This is a genomic window from Bradyrhizobium sp. 25ACV, from assembly GCF_054863005.1.
Genome location: NZ_JAVAYO010000023.1, coordinates 19,529 through 38,441, shown reverse-complemented (window position 1 = coordinate 38,441; position 18,913 = coordinate 19,529). Strand labels below are relative to the sequence as shown.

Here is an 18,913-nt window from a genome sequence, read left to right as displayed (position 1 = left end):
CGAACTATTCCCTGTCTAATCCTGGCCGGAGAGCAGGCGGCGCAGATGGACGCCGACGATCTCGCGGCGATACCAGGCGCTGCCGAGCGCGTTATCGGATGGCGATGTCCCCTCGGTCGCCGCGGATGCGGCCGCCGCGATGGTTGCAGTGTCCAGCGAGCGGCCCTCCAGCGCGCGCTCGGCGGCGCGGGCGCGGATCTGGGTCGGTGCCATCGATCCCAGCGCGATCCGGGCGCCCGCGATCCGGCCGCCGCTGATCGGCAGATGCGCGGCAAGCGTGATGACCGAGCCGCCTTTCGGCTTGATGCGTGCAATCTTGCGATAGCGGAACGCTTCGCTGCTCGCCGGCCGTGTGCAGGAGACCGACAGCACCAAGGTTCCGGCCTGACGTTCGCGCGCCTGCAAGAACTCTTCGATTGGGATGTCGCGTGAACCAAAGCCGCCGGCGACGGCGACGGTGGCATCGAGCGCCAGCAGCGCCACGGTGAAATCGCCATAGGGACTGGGCGCGAAGAGATTACCGCCGACCGTGCCCATGTTGCGCACGGCGGGACCGCCGATCGAACGGGCGGGCGCGTGCAGGAAGGCGAGGTCCCGTTCCGCAAGGATGCGCGCGAAGGTGATGCCGGCGCCGAGCGTGATGCGCGGCCCCGAGGCGTCGATCCGGGTCAGCGCCTGGTCCTGGGCGCGGACCACCGTCGAGATCGCAACATCGCCCTCGTTCAACGAGCGCATCACCAGCGTGCCGCCGCCGAGATAGCGCGCGGTGCGGTCCGAAGAAAGCGCCCCCGCCGCTTCGCTGGCGCTTGCAAACGTCTTCACTGTCACGGCCATGACTATGCGGCCTCCCTCAGATGCCGGCGGATCGCCTCGAATCCGGCCTGGTAAATGTCTTCTGCGACCATGTGGGTGATGCGGTCGCGATCCTCCGGCTTGGTGGTGAAGCGGGATTCCCAGTGCCAGAAGGTGCGGTCGCCGTCGGTGACCGGCAGCAGCCGGACATGGGCGACGTAGTTGAACATCGGCACCGGCGTATCGAGCAGGCAATAGCTGAAGGACTGTTCCAGGTCCGACAGTGCCAGCAATTGCTCGCGCAGCTCGGAGCCGTCGTTGAGCTTGAACCGCCTGATGCAGCCGATCTTGTCGGAGGATTGCGCGCGCTCGATCGAGGAGGTCGCAACAACCGGATGCCAACGATCGTGCCCGTTGAAATCGCGCAGTACGGTCCACACCGCATCGGTCGGTGCGTCCAGGATCGTGCTCTTGACGATATGCGGCAAGGTCAGCCTCCGAACACGCGCTTGAGCGCATCGAACCCGCCCTGGAACACGCCGCCGCCGATATTGTTCACGAGCTCGGCCTCACGCTCCGGCGCGCAATCGAATTCGGCGGTCCATTCCATGAAGGTCTGATCGCCGTCGGTGACGGGGGTCAGCCGCAGGGTTGCGACGTAGTTCTCGACACCCATCGGAGATTCCAGGATCGAATAGGTGCAGAACATGTCGTAGTCGGACAGGCCAAGCAGCTTCTCGCGGATGCGGTCGCCGTTGCGCAGGCGAAAATCCCGCACACAACCGATCTTGTCCGAGGGCTCGCCGCCCTCGATACGGCTTTCGGCGATGGCCGGATGCCAGTTCGGCATGCCGTTGAAATCGCGGACCCGCGCCCAGACGCGGTCGTTGCGGGCATTGACGACGGTGGAGACGTAGACGCGAGCCATGGCGCAACCTCAGCTCTTCTTCCTTGGCCCGCGCTCGGCCGGCGGCTCGCCACCTTCGGCCGAGGGGGTCGGCGAGGCCGCCGGCTTGTCGCCGCCACCTCCGCCTCCGCCGCTCTTGCGCGCGGACTCCTTGATGCCCTGCATGTCACGGGCTTCGCGGATCAGGCCCGGCATTTTGGCGAGACTGCCGCCTTCGACGCCGATGTCCGACAGGATCGAGTCGATCAACGGCGCCTGGACGCGATAGCGCAGGGCGGAGTCGATCACTTCGTCGGTAGCGCTGCGGCCGCCATTGCCGCCGTGGCCGTTGCCGTTGAGGCCATCGACCTGAAGGATGCGGATGCCCTCGATCTTCTCCATCGGCTTGACGCTCTCGCGGACGATGCCCTCGATCCGGTCGAGCAGCTTGCGGCGGAACAGCGAGTAGCGCGCCTGATCGGTCAGCACGTTCTCGGCCTCGTTCAGCATCCGCTGTGCCTCGGCCTCGACGGCGGCGCGCACGCGCTCGGCTTCCGCGGCGATCCGGGTCTCCTCGGCCTGTTTCTCGGCGATCAGCACCTCGACCGTCTTGCGCCGCTTGGCGATCTCGCTCTCGCGCGCGGTAATGACGCGCTCGGTGGCCTCGGTCGCGCGCATCCGCGCTTCCTCGGCCGACGCCTTGGCGGCGGACTCCTCCAGAGATTTCAGATGGATAGCGATGGCCTTCTCCATCAGGACGGTCTCGACCTCCTTCTCGCGGTTGACCTCGAGCTTGCGCAGCTCGCGCTCGCGGCCGACGCGGGCTTCGTCGAGGCCGCGGTCGGATGCGATGCGCGCGCGCTCGACCTCCTCGCGAGAGGCGATCTCGGCCTCCTGCAGCGACTGGACGCGGGCGACCTCGAGCTGCTCGATCGAGCGGCGGCGCTCGATGCGGGCGGCTTCCAGCGCCTGCTCGCGCGAGACGTCGGTGGTCTCGACCTCCTTGCGCGCGACGATCTCGGCCTGCCGGACCTGGCGATCGGCATCGATCCGCTCGGACTTCTTGGTCGACAGCGCGATGACGCGGTCCTCGTCGGCGATCTCGATCGCCTTCTTCTGCTCGATGTTGAGCACCTCGCGCTTCTTGGAGGAATTGATGCGCTCGGCCTCGAGCGCCAGATCGACCGTGATGCGCTGGCGCTCGATGGCGTCGCGCCGCTTCAATTCGGCCGCCTCCAGCACGCCGGTACGCTCGATTTCGAGCGAACGGGTGTCGCGCTCGGCCTGGATACGCTCGGCCGCGACCGCCTTCTCCTGGGCGATGCGGGCCGCCTCGATCGCCTCGCGCGACGCGATGTCGGCCTCCTCGACGGCGCGGTTGCGGGCGATCTCCAGCGAGCGCACGCGCTCTTCCTGGGCGATCCGGCTGGCCTCCGTGGTCTCGCGCGCCGCGATGCCGGCGACGTCGAGCGCCTGGTTGCGCTCGATCTCCAACTGCCGCGTGTTCTGCTCGGCGGCGATCCGTTCGGCGGCGAGCGTCCGCTCGCGGGCAATACGGGCGGCCTCGACCGCACGCTGCGCCTCGATCTCGGCTTCCTGGATGGTGCGCACCTGCTGGATCTCCAGCGCGCGGGTGCGCTCGTCGGAGGAGATGCGCTCGACATTGACGATCAGCGTCTGGGCGATGCGGGCCTTCTCGGTCGCCTCGCGGGCGGCGATCTCGGCCTCGTCGACGGCGCGCGTGCGCTCGATCTCGCGGCGGCGCGTTTCCTCTTCGTTGGCGATGCGGGCGTCGGTGACGACGCGATCCTGCTGGATCCGCGCCTTCTCGATCGCTTCGCGCGCCGCGATCTCGGCTTCCTCGACGGTCCGCATCCGCTCGATCTCGCGCTGGCGCACGTCGCGTTCGGATGCAATCCGCGTGGTGTCGATCGAGCGCTGGTTGGCGATCCTTGTCTTCTCGATCTCCTCGCGTGCCAGCAGCTCCTTCTCCTCGATGGTGCGGGTCCGCTCGATCTCCTTCTGGCGGGTCTCGCGCTCGGAGGCGATGCGGGCCTCCGCGATCGCCTGGTCGTTGGCGATGCGGGCGCGCTCGATGGCTTCGCGGGCGGAGATCTGCGCCTGCTCGGCCTCGGTTTCGCGCAGCGCCCGTTCGCGTGCGACTTCCGTGCGCTGAAGCGCGCGGCGCATCTCGATGTCGCGTTCCTGCTCCAGGCGCGCGGTCTCGCTCTCGCGCTCGATCTCCAGCGCCTGCCGCTCGGCCTCCAGATTGCGCGCGCGGATCTTGATCATCGAGTCCTGCTCGATGTCGTTGCGCAGCTTCCGCTTGGCCTCGATGTCCTGCATCAGCTGGGTCAGGCCTTCGGCGTCGAACCGGTTCGAGGGGTTGAAGAATTCGAGATCGGTCTGGTCGAGATCGGTGATGGCGACCGATTCCAGCTCGAGGCCGTTCTGGGCGAGGGCTTCGGCCGCGTTGGTCTTGACGCGCACAACATAGTCGCCGCGCCGCTCGTGCATCTCCTCCATGGTCATCTCGGAGGCGACCGAACGGATCGCGGAGATGAACTTGCCGGCGAGCAGCGCATGGAGCTGCCCCGGCTCCATGGTGCGGCGGCCGAGCGTGGCAGCCGCGATCGAGACCGCTTCCCGGGTCGGCTGCACCCGGACATAGAAATCGGCCTCGATGTCCACGCGCATGCGGTCGCGGGTGATCACGGCATCCTGCCTGGAGCGAACGATGCCCATCGGCAGCACGTTCATGTTGACGGGCGTGTAATCGTGGATGAACGGCAGCACGAAGGCGCCGCCATTGATCACCACGCGTTCGCCGAGAAAACCGGTCCGGACGAACGAGGTCTCCTTGGAGGAGCGATGGTAGAGCCAGTTCACGATATAGACGCCGACCACGATCACGACGACCGCGACGATCAGCCAGAGGATCAATTCACCGACCAACATCCCCGACATCTTTTCCTCCCTCGAACCTTCAGGCGTTACCGCGCGCCGATCGCCTTGAATTGACGTACCTGCTCCGTCAGCGCCCGCTCCACGGGCAGCCGCTCCATCGAGGAGGCCCCGTAGAAGCCGTGGCAATGGCGGGTGTTCTTCATGATGAAATCGGCGTCGGCGGGATCCGCGATCGGGCCGCCATGCGCCAGCACCAGGATTTCAGGATTGACGCTGAGCGCGGCGGAGGCCCAGGTGTCGATCTGCGCCGGACAGTCTTTCAGCTTCAATGCGGTCTGCGCGCCGATCGACCCGCCGGTCGTCAGCCCCATGTGGCAGACGACGATGTCGGCGCCGGCGATCGCCATCGCGGCGGCCTCCTTCTCGCTGAACACGTAAGGCGTCGTCAGCATGTCCTTGTCGTGCGCCTTGGCGATCATGTCGATCTCGAGCGCATAGGACATCCCGGTCTCTTCGAGATTGGCGCGGAACGTGCCGTCGATCAGGCCGACGGTCGGAAAGTTCTGCACGCCTGCGAAACCAAGCGCCTTCAGCTGGTCGAGAAACGCGTCCATGTCGCGGAACGGATCGGTGCCGTTGACGCCGGCGAGCACCGGCGTCCTCGTGACCACGGGCAGCACCTCGCCGGCCATCTCCAGCACGATGGCGTTGGCATCGCCGTAAGCCATCAGGCCCGCGAGCGAGCCGCGTCCGGCCATGCGGTAGCGTCCGGAATTGTAGATCACGATGAGATCGACGCCGCCGGCCTCCTCGCATTTGGCTGACAGGCCGGTGCCGGCGCCGCCGCCGACGATCGGCTCGCCGCGCTTCGCCATCTCGCGGAACCGCCTCAGAAGTGCTGCGCGTTCAAATCTTGGCATCGCTCACCTCGCTAGTCTCCGCCGCGTGCCGGTGCGGCCGAACAGGGTTCGGAACGCACCGACGATGGCGGCGGCGAAGTCGGGATCGTTGATGTTCTTGGGCGTGCGGATGAGCTGGCGATTGCCGGTCTGCCGCACGGTGCGCTCCAGCGTGCGGAACAGCGCGGCGTCGGCGTCCGGATCCCAGAATGGCTGACCCCGCGCATCGAGTGCGGAGACGCCGCCCTCGGGCAGGAAGAAGCGCACCGGGCCGTCCATCTGGTTGAGCCGTTCGCCGATCCAGCGGCCGATGCGCTCGTTCTCTTCCACGCTCGTCCGCATCAACGTCACTTGCGGATTGTGGACGTGGAATTTGCGGCCGCGGTAGCGCTCGGGAATGGTGTCGGGCGCGCCGAAATTGACCATGTCGAGTGCGCCGACCGAGCCGACATAGGGGACGCGCGTGCGGATGATCGCACCGAAGCGGTCCTCGGTTGCTGGAAACACGCCGCCCATCAGGAGATCGCAGACCTCCGTCGTGGTGAGGTCGATGACGCCGGCAAGCTGGCCGGACTCGACGAGTTTCTCCATGGAGCGGCCGCCGACGCCGGTGGCATGGAAGACCAGGCACTCGAAATCGTCGCGCAGATCGGCGGCGATCTTCTGCACCGCCGGCGTCGTCACGCCGAACATGGTGATGCCGACCGACGGCAGGCCGCCGGCCTCCCGCGCCGTCGCGGCCCGCGCATCCAGCCGCGCCTTGACCATGCCGGCGAGCGCATGGGCGCCGTTGGCCAGCACCGCGCGCGAGATCGAGTTCAGCCCCTGCACGTCGGTGACCGAGTGCATCATGGTGATGTCGGCCGGGCCGACATAGGGCCCGACATCGCCGGAGGCGACGGAGGAGATGATCAGCTTCGGCACCCCGACCGGGAGCGCGCGCATGCCGGGGGCAACCAGCGACGCCGCGCCCGAGCCGCCGGCCGAGATCACGCCGGCGACATTGCCCTGGCGCCGCAGCCAGCTGGCGAACGCGTCGGCCATCGCGGTCACGGCCGCGCCGCGGTCGGGGCCGAATACCGCGGCACCGCCGCGGCCGTGGTTGAGGGCGATCTCCTGCGCGGAGACATCGCAGCTGGAATGCTTGCCGCTGGTCGAGACGTCGACCAGCCGCGTACGCAGGCCGGTTTCGGCGATGATGTCGCGGATGAAGCGCAGCTCGAGGCCCTTGGTGTCGAACGTGCCGACGACCAGCACGACGGGCGGGCCGGCGGTCTGCGCCGCCATCGGCTCGCGCTTGCGCCGGGCCGTCTCGTCGAGCCGGGCGACTTGCGTCGAGAGCGTGCGGGCTGCGGCCTCGATGCGGGCGATCGGCACCGGCTGCGACCATCGGGTCGGCAGCGTCGGATTGGAGACGTAGATGCGGATCGGCCCGTCGCGGCGTGGCGCCGGCGCCGGTTTTGTGTCCGGGCCGGATGCGGGGATGTCGAGATCCGGTTCGAGCTCGGCGTGAAGCCCGACGCCGAGCAGGCGCTGCTGGAGCTCGCGGTCGGCGGCGAGCCGCGCCGAGTCGATGATGCGATTGATGCGGCCATTGACCATGATCGCGACGTTGCGTGAGACCGCGGTGGCGACGCCGATGTTCTGCTCGATCACGAGCACGGACATGTCGCCGTCCTCACCGAGCCGCAGCAGCATCTCCTCGACCTGCGCCACGATGACGGGCGCAAGCCCCTCGGTCGGCTCGTCCATGATCAACAAATGCGGATTGGTGAGCAGCGCGCGCGAGATCGCCAGCATCTGCTGCTCGCCGCCCGAGAGCTGGCCACCGCCGTGATCTTTGCGCTCGGCGAGGCGCGGGAAGGTGTCGTAGATGCGCTCGACCGTCCAGGCGCCGGAGCGCATGCCGCCGGCCAGCCGCAAATGCTCGTCGACGCTGAGCGAGCGCCACAGGCGGCGTCCCTGCGGCACGTAGCCGACGCCGAGCCGGGCGATCTGGGCGGAAGGCCGCCGCGTGATATCCTCGCCGCGGACACGGATCGATCCGCCGCTGACGCCGACCAGCCCCATGATCGCCTTGCACAGCGTGGTCTTGCCCATGCCGTTGCGGCCAACGACCGAGAACACGCCGCTCTCCAGCGTGAGGTCGACGCCCTGCAGGGCGTGCGAGTGCCCGTAATAGACGTCGAGCCCGCGGACCTCGAGCGCGGCGGCAGAGCGGCGGGCCTCATTCATGGCCACCTCCGAGATAAAGCTCCTGCACCTCGGGGTCGGACTGGATCTCTTCCGGCAGGCCCTCCTTGAAGATGCGGCCGTTGTGCATCATCGTGACGCTCTCGACGACGCGCAAGGCGACGTCCATGTCGTGCTCGATGATGATGTAGCCGATATGCGCCGGCAGCGAGGTCAGGATCTCGATCAGCTCGGCCCGTTCGGTCGGCGACAGGCCCGCGGCCGGCTCGTCGAACAGCACGAAGCGCGGGGCGCCGGCGAGCGCGAGCGCGATCTCGAGCTGGCGTTGCTGGCCGTGCGCGAGCTCCGCCACGCGCTGGTCCTTCACGGCGGCCAGATGCACGGCCTGGACGAGGTTGTCGGCCGCGTGCATCAGGGCATCGTTCTGCCCCGGGCGCAGCAACGAGAACCGCCCGCGCGAGACGCCGCGGCAGGCGAGATAGACATTGTCCTGCACGGTGAGGCCGGGGAACAGCGCCGAGATCTGGTAGGTCCGGCGCAGCCCGCGGCGGATGCGTTCATAGGGCGGGAAATGCGTGATGTCCTCGCCGAAGAAGCGGATGGTGCCAGAGGAGGGCGCGAAGTCGCCGGTGATGCAGTTGAACAGCGTGGTCTTGCCGGCGCCGTTGGAGCCGAGCACGGCGCGGCGTTCGCCGGGGCGGACGGTGATGGTGACGTCGGTCAGCGCCGCGAGCGCGCCGAACAACCGCGTCACGCCGCGCAGCTCCAGCGCGGCACCGGCGCCGACGGCCGAGAGGCGTTGGGCGACGCTATCCATGGCCGCGTCCTCCGCCCGGTCGATTTGCAGCCGGTCGCCGGCTCTGGCGCCAACGCTGCCACAGGCCGATGACGCCGTCCGAGGACCAGAACACGATGGCGAGGAATCCGAGCCCGATCAGCAGGCGGAAGCGGTTGCCGTCGAGGCCGAGCCTGACCAGGAAGTCGAGTGCGAAGGTGCGCAGCAGCACGAAGATCAGCGCGCCGATGAAGGGACCGATTGGCCGCGTGATGCCGCCGACGACGGCGATGATCAGCACGTCGATGCAGGCGCCGACGCTGACCGAGCCGGGCGAGATCTGGCGGTAGTTCCAGACCTGGAGCACGCCGGCGAGCGCGGCCACGAAGGAGGCGAAGGCATAGGCGGCGACGCGGTGCGCATTGACGTTGAAGCCGAGCGCCGCCATGCGCCTGGGATTGTCGCGCACGCCCTGAAGGGCGAGGCCAAACGGGGCGCGCGAGAGATATTCGACGGCGAAATAGCAGAGCGCGGCGACCGCGAGCACGACATAATAGAAGGGAATGTCGGCGCGCCAGTTCACGCCCCAGAAGTGCGGCGTCGCCACGGTGTTGATGCCGGTATGGCCGTTGAAGATCGCCCAGTTCTGATTGGTGAAATAATAGAAGGCAGCGCCGATCGCGAGCGTGATCATGATGGTGTAGATGCCTTCGGTGCGCACCGCGAGCGCGCCGCCGAGCGTGCCGAAGGCGGTCGCCAGCGCAAGCGCCATGGGGACCGCGAGCCACCACGGCCAGCCCAGGCTGATATTGGCGTTGCCGCTGACCCCGAACACGGCGACCATGTACGCCGAGAAGCCCGCGATGGTGAGCTGCATCAGGCTGACCATGCCGCCATAGCCGGCGAGGAACATCAGGCTGAGCGCCATGATGCCGAGGATCAGCGTGGTCGCGAAGATCTCGATCAGGAAGAAGCCGCTCGCGATCAATGGCATGATCAGGAGAATGACTGCGACGATCCAGGCGGCGGGATTGTTGATCTCCGGCCATGTCCGCGTGGGCCGCTGCGCTACATCGGCGGGGCGAACGGCAATCCGGGCATCGTGGGCGAGCGACATGTCAGCGCCTCGCCAACAGGCCTTGCGGCCGGATCGCCAGCACCAGCACCATGATCAGGAAGGTCACGACGATGGCATAGGTCGGGATGTAAACAGAGCCGAGTTGCTCGGCGAGGCCGATGATCAGCGCGCCGAGCGCCGCGCCGGGGATCGAGCCCATGCCGCCGACGATTACGACGACGAGGGAGGCGAGCAGGAAGCGGATGTCCTCGCCCGGGGATAATGACTGGAAGGTCCCGCCGACGACGCCGGCGATGCCGGCAAGTCCTGCGCCGAATGCGAACACCGCCACGAAGACGAGCTGGATGCGCACCCCGGTCGCGGCGAGGATATCGCGGTCGTCGACACCGGCGCGGATGATCATGCCGGCGCGGGTGCGATTGAGCGCGAGCCACATCGCCACGCCGATCACGACGGAGGCGGCGAAGATCACCAGCCGCACCAGGGGATACCGGAGATAGACCGGCTCGCCCGAGGATTTGATCGCCGTGACCAGGGGCAGCTCGATGGGGCCGATCAGCCAGTTCGGCGTCTGGATCTGGTAGAAGTCGCCGCCGCAGGCCCACAGCATGAGATCGGCGAACACGATCGAAAGCCCGATCGTCACCATGGTCTGCCTGAGGTCCTGTCCCTCCATCCGGCGGAACACGATCAGCTGGAGCAGGACGCCGACCAGGGCGGTGAGGATGAAGGCGACGATGAAGCTGAGCAGCCAGGAGCCGGTCGCCGTGCTGATGGCGTAGCCGACATAGCCGCCGAACAGATAGAGTGAGCCGTGCGCGAGGTTGACGTTGCGCATCAGGCCGAAGATCAGCGTGAAGCCGCTGGCGACGAGGAAGTAGAGGCCCCCGAGCGTGATGCCGTTGAAGACCGCGTTGAGGAAGACGCGCTTGCGGCCGATGGCCTCTTCCAGGCCCGGCGGCCACACCGCGAAGACTAGCCACAGCCCGACGGCAATGGCAATGATCGAGATCAGCGCCCAGGCCGGATGGCGTTCGACGAAGCGGCTCATGTGCGCAGCCCGCCAGTCCAGGCCCCGCGCCGGAGGTCCACCGAATGCAGGTCAGACAGGCTTGCAGCGGCTGCTAGCCTCACCATGAACGCGCGCTCCCGTCGGTCGCGATCCTCTTTCGGGATCGCGTTGCCCGCATCCTAGCGGGGCTGCGGGGGCGACGTTTGATCGTGAGTATCTTTTCGTGGCCCGCGCTCAGGCGCGCAGAATCTTGGCCGCGCGACGATAATCGGTCGGGGCCATCCCCACATTGGCGGCGAAGAAGCGGGTGAAGCCGCTCTGCGAGGAGAAGCCGAGATCGAAGCCGATATCGGCGATCGGCGTCTCGCTTGCCACCAGCGCTTCGAGCGCATGTTCCATGATCAACGTGTTGAGATAGAGGTTCGGCGTCACGCCGGTCTGGACGCGAAACAGCCGGTAGAAATGCGGTCGCGACAGTCCGGATTCCCGCGCGATCGTATCGAGCTCGATCTCGGCGCCGGGGCTCTCCGACATCATCTTGATGCATTTGCGCACGCGGAAATCGGTGACGGAGCCGTTTGCGCGTGGATCGCGCGCGATCTCGGCCTGCTGCCAGCTTTCGTCGTAGCAGATGTCGATCAGCCGCCGCAGCTCGGAATCCAGGCTGGAGAGCGATGGTGCGCCGCACACGAGCGCGGCGGTCCGCCTGATGTGCTTGTCCAGCGCTGGCGTGCGCCGGAACTGGGTGCGGCCGAAACGCATCCGATGGGTGCCGGATGCATCGGGGGCAAACCATTCGGCATTGACGTAGAGCACGAAGAAGATCGCGCCGCCATCGAGATCGGCGGGCAGGAAATTATGCGGCTCCCAGGGATTGACCGCGACGACGGACGTCTCGTTGAGATCGTGGTGACCATCGGAGACGTCGATGCATGCGGGCATGCCGCCAACATGGAAGATCAGATGACCTTCACGATGGGCGTGAATATTGAAAGGGCGGTTCAACTGATAAACCGTCGCCCGGCCGAACCGGCCGTGGAAGACGGCGAGCGCACGGCTCATGCCTTCCCCTCCCGAATGTTCTTGTCTTTTCGCTCAGCGTTCAACAACGCCGACGAGATTGCAAGAGTGGAGAGCGACCGCGTCAGCAAGTCGCTCCCCGGGTTGTGCGTCGCGGAGGTGATGCGTCAGTACTTCTTACATTCCGGCACGGTGCGGCTCGGCAGCCCGATCTTGGAGAATACGGCCGGGTCGTAGCCGAGCGTCTGGTTCACGTTCGGGATCACCTTCACGACCTTGCTGAACAGCGCGCCCTTACCATCATCGACGACTTCGGTGACGAAGTTGGTGCCGATCGCCTGCCGGTTGGAGTCGAGCTTGATCTTGCCGTTCGGCGCATCGATCTCGATTTTGGCGAGGGCTTCCTTGTACTTGGCCTGGTTGTTGGAGAGGTCGCCATTGACCTGGCGCAGCGCCAGGATCAGCGCCATGGTCGAGTCATAATAGTTGGTGGCCAGCAGCGACGGGCTCGGGAAGCGCTTGTTGGGCGGGAAGGCGTCCTGATAGGCCTTCACGAATTTCTGCCAGCCCGGGTCCTCCCAGGTGTCGGCCTGGCCGCTCGCCGCGATGGTGCCGACCAGGGCATTCTTGGCGTTGCCCTTCGACGACAGGATCGTCTGGTCGATCATGATGGAACCGCCCATCAGATGCGCCTTGCCGCCGGCCTGCTGGTACTGGTTGAGGAAGTTGACGGCGTCGGCGCCGCCGAGCCCGAGATAGATCGCGTCGACATCGTCGGGCAGTGCGGCGATCACCGAGGCGAAATCCTTGGTGCCGAGCGGCACCCATTGCCGGTTGGTGACCTGTCCGCCGGCGCCGCAGAACTCGAGCACGAGGCCGAACACCTGCGTGTAGATGAAGGAATAGTCCTCGCCGACGGTCGCGATCTTGCGATACTTCTTTTCCTCAAAGGCGTATTTGCCGAGGCCGACCTGCCACTGCGCGCCATCCATGTTGTAGCGGAAGAAGTTCGGGGCGGGATCGACATAGGTCGTTTCCTGCGCGCCGGAGGCCGCGTTGATGAAGGTCAGCTCGGGATGGGTTTTCGCGAAGTTCTTCACCGCGATGCCCTCGTCGCCGGAGAGCGGCGAGAGCAGGATCTGCACCTTGTCCTGCTCGATCAGCTTGCGCACGGCGCGTACCGCGCTGTCCGGCGTTGCGTCGGTCGAGGCGACGATGAATTCGAGCTCCTTGTCGCCGACCTTCTTGCCCAGGACGTTGAGGGCCGTCTGGTGGCCGCGCATGCCGTCCTCGCCGAGCACCGTGTAGGTGCCTTCGAGGGTTGCGGTCACGCCCACCTTGATCTTTTCCTGGGCGATCGCTGCGCTTGAAAGAAAAAAGCTGCTCAGCGCGAGCAGTCCCACACTGCATTTCGACATTGTGCTCCTCCCTGTGTGTCGTCTTTTGTCGCCGCGTGGCTCTCGAAAGGCCCGCGGCTTTGATGGGAAAGCTAACCGAAGTCGGACGCGGTGCATGCGTCGGCGCCTCCTTTGGTTTGACGGGCAGTCTCATTTTTGAATGGTGCGGCGCAAATGGTTCCGCGGTGCAACAGGCGGTCACAGGAACGCTTCCGGCGGGGCTCCGTTAGCGGAGCAAATTGCTGGAGCTGTCCATGATCGAATACCCCAAGCCGCCTTATCCTTCGCAACAGCAGCCGATGCCTGGTTCGACGCGTGCGATGAATCCACGCCCCGATCATGGCGAGGAGAGTTATAAGGGCGCCGGGCGTCTGGCCGGAAAGAAGGCGCTCATCACCGGTGGTGACAGCGGCATCGGCCGCGCGGTCGCGATCGCCTATGCCCGCGAGGGCGCGGACATCGTCATCTCCTATTTGAACGAGGACGAGGATGCAGCCGAGGTCAAGGCGCTGGTGGAGCAAGCGGGACGCAAGGCGATCCTGATTCCCGGCGACATCAGCAATCCCGAGCACTGCCGGTCCATCGTGCGTCGCACCGTCGAGGAGCTCGGCGGGATCGATATCCTCGTCAACAATGCCGCCCACCAGGCCACGTTCAAGGACATCGGGGATATCAGCGACGAGGAGTGGCAGCGCACGTTCGAGACCAACATCCACGCCATGTTCTATCTGACCAAGGCCGCCGTGCCTCACATGCGGCCGGGAGCTGCGATCATCAACACGGCGTCGGTGAACTCGGACATGCCCAACCCGACCTTGCTCGCTTACGCCACGACCAAGGGCGCCATCCAGAATTTCACGGGTGGGCTGGCGCAGATGCTGGCCGAGAAGGGCATTCGGGTCAACGCCGTGGCTCCGGGTCCGATCTGGACGCCGCTAATTCCATCGACGATGTCGGAGGAAAGGGTCAAGAACTTCGGCAAGCAGGTCCCGATGCAACGCGCCGGCCAGCCGGCCGAACTTGCAACGGCCTATGTCATGCTGGCCGATCCACTCTCGAGCTACACGTCGGGGGCCACGTTGGCCGTCACCGGCGGGAAGCCGTTCATCTGACGAATGCGCCTCGTCGCGTTGTGAGCACGTGAACCGTGGCGGCGCCGGAGGCCGGGCCGCCACGTCCTGGTCAGCAGATCGATCAGGCGGCGTTGGACGCCTTGGCGTTGACGCCCTTGCGGAGCGCCACCGTGTTCAGCTTGGTATTGGCCGCCTTCTCTTCGTTCAAATTGGTCGTGAGGAAGCGCACGATGTCGTCGTGGCCGAGCTCTTCCGCCCAGGCGATCAGCGTGCCGTAGCGGCACATCTCGTAGTGCTCGACGGCCTGCGCGTTGGCCACGATCGCGGCATCGAGCACCGCCTTGTCCTCGATCTCGCCGGCGGTCGCGTCGGCTTCCTCGATCAGGCCGTCAATGGCCGGACATTGCGTGCCGCTGGGCTCCTTGCCGAGCTTGGCGAACACCTTGTCGAGCCGTTCGACCTGCTTGTTGGTCTCGTCCAGATGAGCTTTCAGGCCGGTAGCGAGATCCCTGTTGGTCGCCTTGTCGATCATCTTGGGCAGGGCCTTCAAAATCTGCTGCTCCGCGTAATAGATGTCCTGCAGCCCGTGCAGCAGCAGGTCTTCCATCGATTTGATGTCCTTGGTGAAGAATCCCATAAAAGACGCCTCCTTTTCACAATGATGGCACTGGAACGCTGCGCGGCCGCAGCTGTTCCATTCCCGTGTGCAGATCAGGAGAGCCGAATGAGCGATGGAGTTGATCATCTTGCTGGCCTGCTCGGACGCGCGGCGATGGACGTGTGGGGCGACATGCCTCGCGACATCCAGGAAGCGCTGTTCGAGACCGCCATGAAGGGACGCGAGACCGAGCGCGAGGAGCTCGCAAGGCTGCTGCACGAGCGCCATCCGCGCACGCTTCATCCGGCCCGGCCGGGATGATGCAGCCGGTGGAACGATCGTACGCGCCGCTGATTGGTAAATTGAGCGACGCGCCGCCGAATGGTTCGCATGAGGCCGCAGGAGGCGCATCGCTCGAATGTTGGAAAATTTGTGAGTCGATCGCCGTGACTGAGGTGAACATCGGAAAATGGTACGACCCGATCTCGGAGCGGTGGATCGTGCCGCGTGAAGCGCGCGCCATCGCCGGCTATGGTCAGTCCGGCGCTGAGAAGGTGCCGGAAAGCCACGAGAGACGCGAGGCGCAGCGGATCTGGCGGCTGTTGGTGGATTGCTGCGCAGGCGAGTGATGCCGAGCCCCGGCCGGCTTTGGACCAAACTGTCGTGGTCCCCTTCAAGCGCCCGTCGAATAGTTGTGATCACACAGCCAAGCCTCTCGTTCCTCGCGATGCGGCCGCCAGCTCCGGGCTTGGGCGAACGCCTCCTGCAACGACCTCTGGCGTCACGCGGGGCAGCCCAGCGTTTCCGTCAACGCTGATCTCGACGACGTCCGGATTGGATCGGTATATTACCACCCCGATTGCAGGCCGACGCCGGAACAAGGATCAGATGATGGACGATACGATTGGCTTCCCCGATCCCGGGCTCGACCTGTCGGACGGCTTCAAGCCGCACACCTCGCATTGGGGCGTGTTTTCCGCGCGTCAGGGCGCGGCCGGGCTGGAGGTCAGGGCCTATGCGGGCGACCCCGATCCGAACGGCATCATCGACAATTTCCCCGGCGCGCTCCGCCATCAGGCGCGCATTTCCCAGCCGGCGATCCGCCGCGGCTGGCTCGAGCGGGGGCCGGGCCCGGACGATCGCCGCGGCCGCGACGAATTCGTTTCCGTGAGCTGGGAGAAGGCGCTTGACCTCCTCGGCGACGAGCTGTCGCGCATCCGCGATACCCGCGGGCCTGGCGCCGTGTTCGGCGGTTCTTATGGCTGGTCGAGCGCCGGCCGCTTTCATCACGCCCAGAGCCAGGTGCATCGCTTCCTCAACATCGCGATGGGCGGCTATGTGCGCTCGGTCAACTCCTATTCCTCCGGCGCGTCCTCGGTGCTGTTGCCGCAAATCCTCGCCGGCTATGAGGACATCACCAAGCGCAACGTCACCTGGGAGCAGATCGCCGATCACACCGACATCGTGCTGGCCTTCGGCGGCATGGCGCTGAAGAACTCCATGGTGGCCGGCGGCTCGATCAGCAAGCATGTCGAGCGCGGCGCCATGGCGGCGGCCCGCAAGCGCGGCTGCGAGTTCATCCTGGTCAGCCCGCTTCGCGAAGACCTGCCCGTCGAGGCCGGCGCGGAGTGGATGACCTGCGTGCCGAGCACCGACACCGCCTTGATGCTCGGCCTCGTCCACACGCTGGTCTGCGAAGGCCTGCACGACCAGGCCTTCCTCGATCGCTACACCGAGGGATGGCCGGTCTTCCTGCGCTACCTCACCGGCGAGAGCGACGGGCAGGCAAAGCATGCCGAATGGGCTGCCGCGATCTCAGGCGTCGAGGCGGAGACGATCCGCAAGCTGGCGCGCCGGCTCGCCGGAAAGCGCGCGCTGATCACCGTCTCGCATTCGCTGCAGCGCGCCGAGCATGGCGAGCAGCCGGTATGGATGGGGATGGTTCTGGCGGCGGCGCTCGGCCAGATCGGCCTTCCCGGCGGCGGCTATGCCTATTCGCTCGGGGCGATCGGCTATTACGGCCGCCGCGTCAACGACGTGCCGGGGCCGACGCTGGGGCAGGGCCGCAACGGCGTCACCGATTTCATTCCGGTGGCGCGCATCGCCGACATGCTGCTCAAGCCGGGCAGCACCTATCGCTACAATGGCGAGACGCGGACCTATCCGGACATCCGCATGGTTTACTGGGCCGGCGGCAATCCCTTCCATCATCACCAGGATATCAACCGCCTGCGCAAGGCTTTTGCGAAACTCGACACGTTCGTCGTGCATGAGCTCGCCTGGACCGCCACCGCCCGTCATGCCGACATCGTGCTGCCGTCGACGATGACGCTCGAGCGCGAGGACATCGGCTATTCCAGCAACGATCCCCTCATGGTGGCCATGCACAAGATCGCCGAGCCGTTCGGGCTTTCGCGCGACGACTACGACATCTTTGCCGATCTCGCCGACCGGTTGGGGGCCCGCGACCCCTTCACCGAGGGCCGTACCTCGCGGCAATGGCTCGAGCATCTCTACGAGCCGACCCGCGCCTCGCTCGCCAAGCGCGGCCTGGAAGCCCCTCGCTTCGACGAGTTCTGGGCGCGCGGCAGCCTGGTCGTGCCGCAGCAGCCCGATGATGGCGGCCGGTTGCGCCGCTTCCGTGAGGATCCTGTCAATCACGCGCTGCCGACGCCGAGCGGGCGCATCGAGATATTCTCGCAGAAGATCGCCGGCCATGGTGATGCGGATTGTCCGGGACATCCCGTCTGGCTCGACAAGACCGACATGCCCAAGCCCGGGGCGCCGTGCTTCCTCGTCGCCAACCAGCCGGTGACGCGCCTGCACAGCCAGCTCGATTTCGGCGGGCACTCGATTGCGGCCAAACATCGCGGCCGCGAGGTCGCGCGGATGAACCCGCGCGATGCTGATGCACGCGGCATCAAGGACGGCGACATCATCCGCCTGTTCAACGATCGCGGTGCGTGCCTTGCCGCGGTCCACGTCACCGACGGCATCGTGCCCGGCGTGGTGCAGCTTCCGACCGGGGCCTGGTACGATCCGATGGATCCCGAAGACGAGGCACCGCTCTGCGTTCACGGCAATCCCAACGTGCTCACCCGCGACGTCGGGACCTCGTCGTTCGCGCAAGGCTGCACTGGGCAGCTGACGGTGGTCGAGGTGGAGAAGTTCACCGGCAATCTGCCGCCGATCCGCGCGTTCGATCCGGTGTAGCCCTCGCGTGCCCTGCCGCAGCACTACGCCGCGGCGCTGGCGATCCAACCGATCTGCGGGGAAGGACGCCGCCGCGGCAGCGCTTCGACCTCGAGCCGCTCGCCCCTGCTGGCGAGGCGCCAGCGTGCCGGTGACTCGCCGCTGATGCGCTTGAACACGGTCGAGAAATGCGCCTGCGTGCTGAAGCCCACGGCAAGCGCGATCTCCGCCAATGGCCGCTCGGTGCTTGCAAGCAGCGTCTTCGCCTGCTCGGTCCGGTGATTGAGCAGATATTCGCGGGGACGGTAACCGGTCGCGGCGCGGAATTGTGCCGCAAAGTGCATCCGGGACAGGCCGGCGACATTGGCAAGCTCGGACAGGCTGATGCCGCGGTGGAAATGATCGGCGATATATTGCTCGACACGCCGCAGCCGCCATTTCGGCAAGGCGTTGACCCTGACGCGCGGCAACTCGATCCGGGTGAGATGCATCGCCAGGGTCCGGCCGATGCACTGCGTGAAACGCCGGTCCTTGGCGTCACTCTGCTCGATCAGCGCCTTGGCAAGCTCTGCGGCGAGCGGATCTCGGAGCAGCACGAGATCATTGAGCCCGTCAGTCGCAACGACATGGGCCGGAAGATGATCCGTGGAGATGTGAACGTGCAGGAAGGCGCATGGCGACTGGAATTGCACGCCGAGAGATTTCGACGGAGCGGTGACATAGAGCGTCCCCGCAGGCATGGTGCCGTCGAAAATGATCTGCCGGTCCCGTGTCAGCTTCGCGCGCGTGGTCTTCAGGGCGATGCCGATGAAATAGCGATCGTCCGGCGTCGTCGTCTCGTGTGACGAGCTGCTCCGCGAGTCCTCCCATCGCGAGATCGTGATATCCTCGATCGCGCCGTCCGGAGTGCGATCGATCCGACGCCATTGGCTCTCACGGGCGATCACCTGCGTCGGGCGAAGAACCTCGTGATCCCGCGAGCCGGCCGGAAAATCGATCCAGGCATGGGTCGCGTGCAAATTGTTCGACATCGCTCGTCCTCTCCTGGCTTTGCCGCGGTTTGCAACGACCGGCAAACGCGCAAACCCAAT

At 66.2% G+C, this 18,913-nt stretch carries 17 protein-coding genes; 4 read left to right on the top strand and 13 right to left on the bottom strand.

The features are described from left to right. Window positions 1–15: 15 nt before the first annotated feature. The 11 genes from RAD04_RS35395 to RAD04_RS35345 form a co-directional block, all read right to left on the bottom strand. Window positions 16–834 (bottom strand): FAD binding domain-containing protein, encoded by an 819-nt coding sequence (locus RAD04_RS35395; protein WP_461627474.1) that lies wholly within the window; start codon window positions 832–834, stop codon window positions 16–18. Window positions 835–836: 2 nt separating this feature from the next. Continuing rightward, entirely contained in the window at window positions 837–1,280 is a 444-nt protein-coding gene (locus RAD04_RS35390) for an SRPBCC family protein (RefSeq protein ID WP_018318068.1), read from the bottom strand. A gap of 2 nt (window positions 1,281–1,282) precedes the next feature. Next, window positions 1,283–1,720: an SRPBCC family protein gene (locus RAD04_RS35385; protein ID WP_461627473.1), complete on the bottom strand. Its 438-nt coding sequence runs from the start codon at window positions 1,718–1,720 to the stop codon at window positions 1,283–1,285. A 9-nt stretch (window positions 1,721–1,729) separates the two neighbouring features. After that, on the bottom strand, window positions 1,730–4,645 hold the full coding sequence (locus RAD04_RS35380) for a flotillin family protein (RefSeq protein ID WP_461627472.1): 2,916 nt from the start codon (window positions 4,643–4,645) through the stop codon (window positions 1,730–1,732). Window positions 4,646–4,671: 26 nt separating this feature from the next. After that, window positions 4,672–5,505, bottom strand: a complete 834-nt coding sequence (locus RAD04_RS35375; protein ID WP_461627471.1) for a phosphoenolpyruvate hydrolase family protein — start codon at window positions 5,503–5,505, stop codon at window positions 4,672–4,674. Window positions 5,506–5,508: 3 nt separating this feature from the next. Next, window positions 5,509–7,719: a Tm-1-like ATP-binding domain-containing protein gene (locus tag RAD04_RS35370; RefSeq protein ID WP_461627470.1), complete on the bottom strand. Its 2,211-nt coding sequence runs from the start codon at window positions 7,717–7,719 to the stop codon at window positions 5,509–5,511. Then, window positions 7,712–8,494: an ABC transporter ATP-binding protein gene (locus RAD04_RS35365; protein ID WP_461627469.1), complete on the bottom strand. Its 783-nt coding sequence runs from the start codon at window positions 8,492–8,494 to the stop codon at window positions 7,712–7,714. Before RAD04_RS35365 ends, RAD04_RS35370 begins: the two co-directional genes overlap by 8 nt. Further along, window positions 8,487–9,569, bottom strand: a complete 1,083-nt coding sequence (locus tag RAD04_RS35360) for a branched-chain amino acid ABC transporter permease (RefSeq protein ID WP_461627468.1) — start codon at window positions 9,567–9,569, stop codon at window positions 8,487–8,489. Before RAD04_RS35360 ends, RAD04_RS35365 begins: the two co-directional genes overlap by 8 nt. Window position 9,570: 1 nt before the next feature. Next, window positions 9,571–10,581 carry a branched-chain amino acid ABC transporter permease gene (locus RAD04_RS35355; protein ID WP_028143760.1) on the bottom strand — a complete coding sequence of 337 codons (1,011 nt, stop codon included), beginning with the start codon at window positions 10,579–10,581 and terminating at the stop codon, window positions 9,571–9,573. Window positions 10,582–10,776: 195 nt separating this feature from the next. After that, window positions 10,777–11,604 (bottom strand): helix-turn-helix transcriptional regulator, encoded by an 828-nt coding sequence (locus tag RAD04_RS35350; protein WP_018318060.1) that lies wholly within the window; start codon window positions 11,602–11,604, stop codon window positions 10,777–10,779. A gap of 125 nt (window positions 11,605–11,729) precedes the next feature. Further along, window positions 11,730–12,980: an ABC transporter substrate-binding protein gene (locus RAD04_RS35345; RefSeq protein WP_461627467.1), complete on the bottom strand. Its 1,251-nt coding sequence runs from the start codon at window positions 12,978–12,980 to the stop codon at window positions 11,730–11,732. 233 nt (window positions 12,981–13,213) lie between these two features. Between RAD04_RS35345 and RAD04_RS35340 the strand changes: the two genes are divergently transcribed. After that, window positions 13,214–14,071 carry an SDR family oxidoreductase gene (locus RAD04_RS35340; RefSeq protein WP_461627466.1) on the top strand — a complete coding sequence of 286 codons (858 nt, stop codon included), beginning with the start codon at window positions 13,214–13,216 and terminating at the stop codon, window positions 14,069–14,071. Between the two features lie 82 nt (window positions 14,072–14,153). Here RAD04_RS35340 and RAD04_RS35335 read toward each other — a convergent pair whose 3' ends face one another. Then, entirely contained in the window at window positions 14,154–14,669 is a 516-nt protein-coding gene (locus tag RAD04_RS35335; protein ID WP_461627465.1) for a YciE/YciF ferroxidase family protein, read from the bottom strand. 87 nt (window positions 14,670–14,756) lie between these two features. Here RAD04_RS35335 and RAD04_RS35330 point away from each other — a divergent pair, with 87 nt between their 5' ends. The 3 genes from RAD04_RS35330 (at window position 14,757) to RAD04_RS35320 (ending at window position 17,843) form a co-directional block, all read left to right on the top strand. After that, window positions 14,757–14,951 (top strand): hypothetical protein, encoded by a 195-nt coding sequence (locus RAD04_RS35330; RefSeq protein ID WP_461627464.1) that lies wholly within the window; start codon window positions 14,757–14,759, stop codon window positions 14,949–14,951. Further along, window positions 14,948–15,259, top strand: coding sequence for a hypothetical protein (locus RAD04_RS35325; protein WP_461627463.1), 312 nt, complete (start codon window positions 14,948–14,950; stop codon window positions 15,257–15,259). The genes RAD04_RS35330 and RAD04_RS35325 overlap by 4 nt, the downstream gene beginning before the upstream one ends. A gap of 262 nt (window positions 15,260–15,521) precedes the next feature. Continuing rightward, the gene (locus RAD04_RS35320; protein WP_461627462.1) at window positions 15,522–17,843 is read left to right on the top strand and encodes a molybdopterin guanine dinucleotide-containing S/N-oxide reductase; all 2,322 of its coding nucleotides are present in this window, start codon (window positions 15,522–15,524) and stop codon (window positions 17,841–17,843) included. Window positions 17,844–17,866: 23 nt separating this feature from the next. Here the strand turns inward: RAD04_RS35320 and RAD04_RS35315 are convergent, their stop codons facing one another. Continuing rightward, window positions 17,867–18,853, bottom strand: a complete 987-nt coding sequence (locus RAD04_RS35315; RefSeq protein WP_461627461.1) for a helix-turn-helix domain-containing protein — start codon at window positions 18,851–18,853, stop codon at window positions 17,867–17,869. Between the last annotated feature and the right edge of the window lie 60 nt (window positions 18,854–18,913).

Excerpts from the sequence above, each read along its gene's own strand:
- RAD04_RS35340 (WP_461627466.1), top strand. The coding sequence starts at position 13,214 with ATGATCGAATACCCCAAGCCGCCTTATCCTTCGCAACAGCAGCCGATG.
- RAD04_RS35330 (WP_461627464.1), top strand. The coding sequence starts at position 14,757 with ATGAGCGATGGAGTTGATCATCTTGCTGGCCTGCTCGGACGCGCGGCG.
- RAD04_RS35385 (WP_461627473.1), bottom strand. The coding sequence starts at position 1,720 with ATGGCTCGCGTCTACGTCTCCACCGTCGTCAATGCCCGCAACGACCGC.
- RAD04_RS35375 (WP_461627471.1), bottom strand. The coding sequence starts at position 5,505 with ATGCCAAGATTTGAACGCGCAGCACTTCTGAGGCGGTTCCGCGAGATG.
- RAD04_RS35325 (WP_461627463.1), top strand. The coding sequence starts at position 14,948 with ATGATGCAGCCGGTGGAACGATCGTACGCGCCGCTGATTGGTAAATTG.
- RAD04_RS35345 (WP_461627467.1), bottom strand. The coding sequence starts at position 12,980 with ATGTCGAAATGCAGTGTGGGACTGCTCGCGCTGAGCAGCTTTTTTCTT.
- RAD04_RS35350 (WP_018318060.1), bottom strand. The coding sequence starts at position 11,604 with ATGAGCCGTGCGCTCGCCGTCTTCCACGGCCGGTTCGGCCGGGCGACG.
- RAD04_RS35315 (WP_461627461.1), bottom strand. The coding sequence starts at position 18,853 with ATGTCGAACAATTTGCACGCGACCCATGCCTGGATCGATTTTCCGGCC.
- RAD04_RS35335 (WP_461627465.1), bottom strand. The coding sequence starts at position 14,669 with ATGGGATTCTTCACCAAGGACATCAAATCGATGGAAGACCTGCTGCTG.
- RAD04_RS35370 (WP_461627470.1), bottom strand. The coding sequence starts at position 7,719 with ATGAATGAGGCCCGCCGCTCTGCCGCCGCGCTCGAGGTCCGCGGGCTC.
- RAD04_RS35355 (WP_028143760.1), bottom strand. The coding sequence starts at position 10,581 with ATGAGCCGCTTCGTCGAACGCCATCCGGCCTGGGCGCTGATCTCGATC.
- RAD04_RS35320 (WP_461627462.1), top strand. The coding sequence starts at position 15,522 with ATGGACGATACGATTGGCTTCCCCGATCCCGGGCTCGACCTGTCGGAC.
- RAD04_RS35395 (WP_461627474.1), bottom strand. The coding sequence starts at position 834 with ATGGCCGTGACAGTGAAGACGTTTGCAAGCGCCAGCGAAGCGGCGGGG.
- RAD04_RS35365 (WP_461627469.1), bottom strand. The coding sequence starts at position 8,494 with ATGGATAGCGTCGCCCAACGCCTCTCGGCCGTCGGCGCCGGTGCCGCG.
- RAD04_RS35380 (WP_461627472.1), bottom strand. The coding sequence starts at position 4,645 with ATGTCGGGGATGTTGGTCGGTGAATTGATCCTCTGGCTGATCGTCGCG.
- RAD04_RS35360 (WP_461627468.1), bottom strand. The coding sequence starts at position 9,569 with ATGTCGCTCGCCCACGATGCCCGGATTGCCGTTCGCCCCGCCGATGTA.